The organism is Paenibacillus popilliae ATCC 14706 (assembly GCF_000315235.1).
Taxonomy (GTDB): domain Bacteria; phylum Bacillota; class Bacilli; order Paenibacillales; family Paenibacillaceae; genus Paenibacillus_B; species Paenibacillus_B popilliae.
Genome location: NZ_BALG01000081.1, coordinates 1 through 2,981 on the forward strand (window position 1 = coordinate 1; position 2,981 = coordinate 2,981).

The window sequence follows — 2,981 nt, forward strand, 5'->3', positions numbered from 1 at the left end:
CTCTAACAACCTTAATCTCTCCAGCGCGCCGCAATAAGGATGGACATAGATACCACCTATCGCGAGACCAGCAATCTCAAATGCTGCAACATAGATTTTAGCGATAATATCGCTAAAAGTAAATAGCGACTATATCGCTACATTATAATTGCCTTGAGGTGGCGAGATGTACGAAAGAATAAGAAGCTTGAGAGAAGATAGAGATATGACACAGACAGAAGTTGCAGCACTCCTGAATTGCAGCCAACGTATATACAGCAATTACGAACGCGGAGAAGTGAGTATACCAACCAGCATTTTAATCAAGCTCGCCGATCTGCACCGAACCAGTACGGACTATATATTGAACCGAACAGATCGTAAGGAACCATATCCGCCCAAAAAGGAACGTACATACTAAAAAACGAAGCGAAACGAACCTGTTGTTGCTAGGTCGTGACGCTTCGTTCACTGATGCGATAAACCAACCGATTCATTTCTGAACTCTGTGTTCTCTTTTTACCATCCCAATTTTTGTATTGTGTTGTGTTGGTTTCTTGTTTTTGCGTTGGTGGCAAAGGTTGGGCAACCGACAATAGCCGAACCGAATGCTTCTTTCGGTCACTCAAGTACGGCATCTTAAGAGTTTGAGAACCCTCGTGTGCTGCGCCAAGGAGTTTATAAATACGTTTTGATAAGAGCATTTTTGCATTTTACTGGAAGTCCATGATTCACGAATTCGGTTTTGATAGTCTTAAAGGTCGCTTCTGCCACGGCCCAGCTATCGCCATCTTTGCACACCTACAAAAATAGGGTATATGTACCCCTATTTGATTTTGAACGGAAGAGACGCTAGGCGACCAAACCTTAGGCGTCTCTTTTCGTTCTTGTAAATAATTCTAGCACCACCTGCGAATTATCTAGTAAATGTTTTCATACAGAAAAGCCCCGAATAGAGTTTTTTTCCTTTTAGTTGCTTGTCCGAAGATTCTGCACGTCATCACAAAGATGTTAATTCAGCGTGATTCAATTAAGCCTTATTTATTGCTTGTATGTTAACGGTACTCATAGTAAAAAATAAAAACAAGTCAATCGTTTGTGATTAACCTGTTTTAGCATATTGCATTTAATCTTTGTTTTGGTAATGTAAAAAAAGTGTCTCTTTGATTTCTTGAGGTAATATAAACTTTTTAAAATTTAAGGAGATGATTTCAGCAACATCATCACCCATTTCCATCCATATTTCATTTTCAGGGATACGTTTTCTCATTATGCTTTTTTTATTAACTCCGAGTATGGCGATACCGTAGTCACGTTCACCCCAAATTGCCCATTGATTCGTTGGAGAAGCCCATGCCATTATATAGGAATTATCTACAAGAGTATCAGCTGGACTTTCTTTAGGTTCTACATTGAGCATATCCCAATAATAATCTTCATTCATATTCGCTGGTAGGTGAATCCAATTGTAATACCCAAATTCTTTGTAGTAGTACGTAACGGGGTCTGGATCTAAAATTCCCATAATTATATAGTCATCTCTAGATGTAGCTGCAAGTTCTTTAAGTGCATTTTCAAATGGTCCACCCATAGCATTTTCTATTTCACAAATTAGGAAAAAATCTAATGGTGATTTGAAGATTTGTTTTGGTAAACGTTCTTTGTATTTAAGCATTCCTTCCATTATTTCAAATGATTTTTCAAATTCTTGTTTTTCTTTAAGGAACATTGCTTCACCATCATTTCATTTTAATCTTTTAATCTAATTTTGGTGCTTGCTTTCTTTTGACCTTTTGGAGTGTAATCAGCCGTTTTTTGTCCTTGATTTGATTTATCTCGAGTTGTATATTTAGCCCCGTCTTTTTTATACATGTCGCCTCCGTCTTTAGTTTTAGATTTAGACCAACCATTACTTTCTAGATTCTTTCCAAATTCCTCTTTAGTAACATCTGTTTGAACATTTTTTACACTACCTTTATTAGTGACATCCTTATAAGCACTACTTCTCTCTTCCATTTTATGTTTTGCATATAGAACTGTCCCTATTCCTGTAATAGTTACTAATTTTTCAATACCAGCTACCACAAATGGAATTGCAATAGGTACAGCTCGTTTTTTTCTTTTCCCTTCCGTTGATGTTTCTAACAATGGCGATATCTTTGAAAAAGGCACTCCGTCTTCTTCAAACAACATTTGCCCCGTTTGTTTGTCTACTACCTCAATATCCACTGTTGCCGAAATCTCATGTACCGTTACATATGCCGTAACAGTCTCTTTGTCGACTGTAAAGCTTCTTCCATCCGCTGAATACGTTTCTTTCACTCCTACTGGTGTTGCATAGGTTGCTCCTGCCAACGTGAAAAACAATGAACATGCTACAATCCCTGACAACATCTTCTTAAACCACATTCTTCATTACCTCCCAATTTTTTATCGAACCTAATTTTACCACAAATTGATATAATGATCAGGTAAAAAAATAAAAAAAAATAACTATCCCATATTAGAGATAGTTATCACACTTATCCGTATTCATCTGATGCCGCTTTACACCATTGTTTGTATATTGTTTTGTCGTATTACTTCTCAAAACTCACGGAATGGGGTATACTTTAATCAATATTGTTCCCGCACTCGTCTCGGCTCTCCTGCCCGGCGGGTGTTTTTATTTTCTTATTTTTATCCATGAGTTCTTTTTCCTCTCCTATATATCCTACCTCTCTTGCTCTCGTTATCTTAAGTGCTTCGCGCTCCGCTTGCATCGTATGCAAAACATTCATGTCATCTGTAGTCTTACGCTTTTCTGATAACAAAAATTTAAGCATTTGCAAGTCCATATAACGTTTTCGCTTACGACGTAAATCAGCCGGAAAATCCTTTTCCGTTTCCTCTTCATAGTCCCCACACATGGATTGTCAACAGTAAATCAAACAACTTTTTTAAGGGCTAGATTTCGATAGTGGACAGGAGTTATATACCCTAATGTTCCATGAATTCGATGC

Annotated in this window: 4 protein-coding genes; 1 reads left to right on the top strand and 3 read right to left on the bottom strand. The window is 37.5% G+C overall.

Annotation, left to right across the window (positions count from 1 at the left end):
• Positions 1–166 precede the first annotated feature (166 nt).
• On the top strand, positions 167–400 hold the full coding sequence (locus tag PPOP_RS20305) for a helix-turn-helix domain-containing protein (RefSeq protein WP_093471014.1): 234 nt from the start codon (positions 167–169) through the stop codon (positions 398–400).
• Positions 401–1,105: 705 nt separating this feature from the next.
• Here the strand turns inward: PPOP_RS20305 and PPOP_RS07955 are convergent.
• The 3 genes from PPOP_RS07955 to PPOP_RS07965 form a co-directional block, all read right to left on the bottom strand.
• Positions 1,106–1,708, bottom strand: coding sequence for a hypothetical protein (locus PPOP_RS07955; protein ID WP_006285663.1), 603 nt, complete (start codon positions 1,706–1,708; stop codon positions 1,106–1,108).
• Between the two features lie 20 nt (positions 1,709–1,728).
• Positions 1,729–2,388, bottom strand: a complete 660-nt coding sequence (locus PPOP_RS07960; protein ID WP_006285664.1) for a hypothetical protein — start codon at positions 2,386–2,388, stop codon at positions 1,729–1,731.
• Positions 2,389–2,591: 203 nt separating this feature from the next.
• Positions 2,592–2,888 (bottom strand): hypothetical protein, encoded by a 297-nt coding sequence (locus PPOP_RS07965; RefSeq protein WP_006285665.1) that lies wholly within the window; start codon positions 2,886–2,888, stop codon positions 2,592–2,594.
• Between the last annotated feature and the right edge of the window lie 93 nt (positions 2,889–2,981).

Bases quoted from the DNA above. Each gene is read 5' to 3' on its own strand.
- PPOP_RS20305 (WP_093471014.1), top strand. From the start codon at position 167: ATGTACGAAAGAATAAGAAGCTTGAGAGAAGATAGAGATATGACACAG.
- PPOP_RS07955 (WP_006285663.1), bottom strand. From the start codon at position 1,708: ATGTTCCTTAAAGAAAAACAAGAATTTGAAAAATCATTTGAAATAATG.
- PPOP_RS07965 (WP_006285665.1), bottom strand. From the start codon at position 2,888: ATGTGTGGGGACTATGAAGAGGAAACGGAAAAGGATTTTCCGGCTGAT.
- PPOP_RS07960 (WP_006285664.1), bottom strand. From the start codon at position 2,388: ATGTGGTTTAAGAAGATGTTGTCAGGGATTGTAGCATGTTCATTGTTT.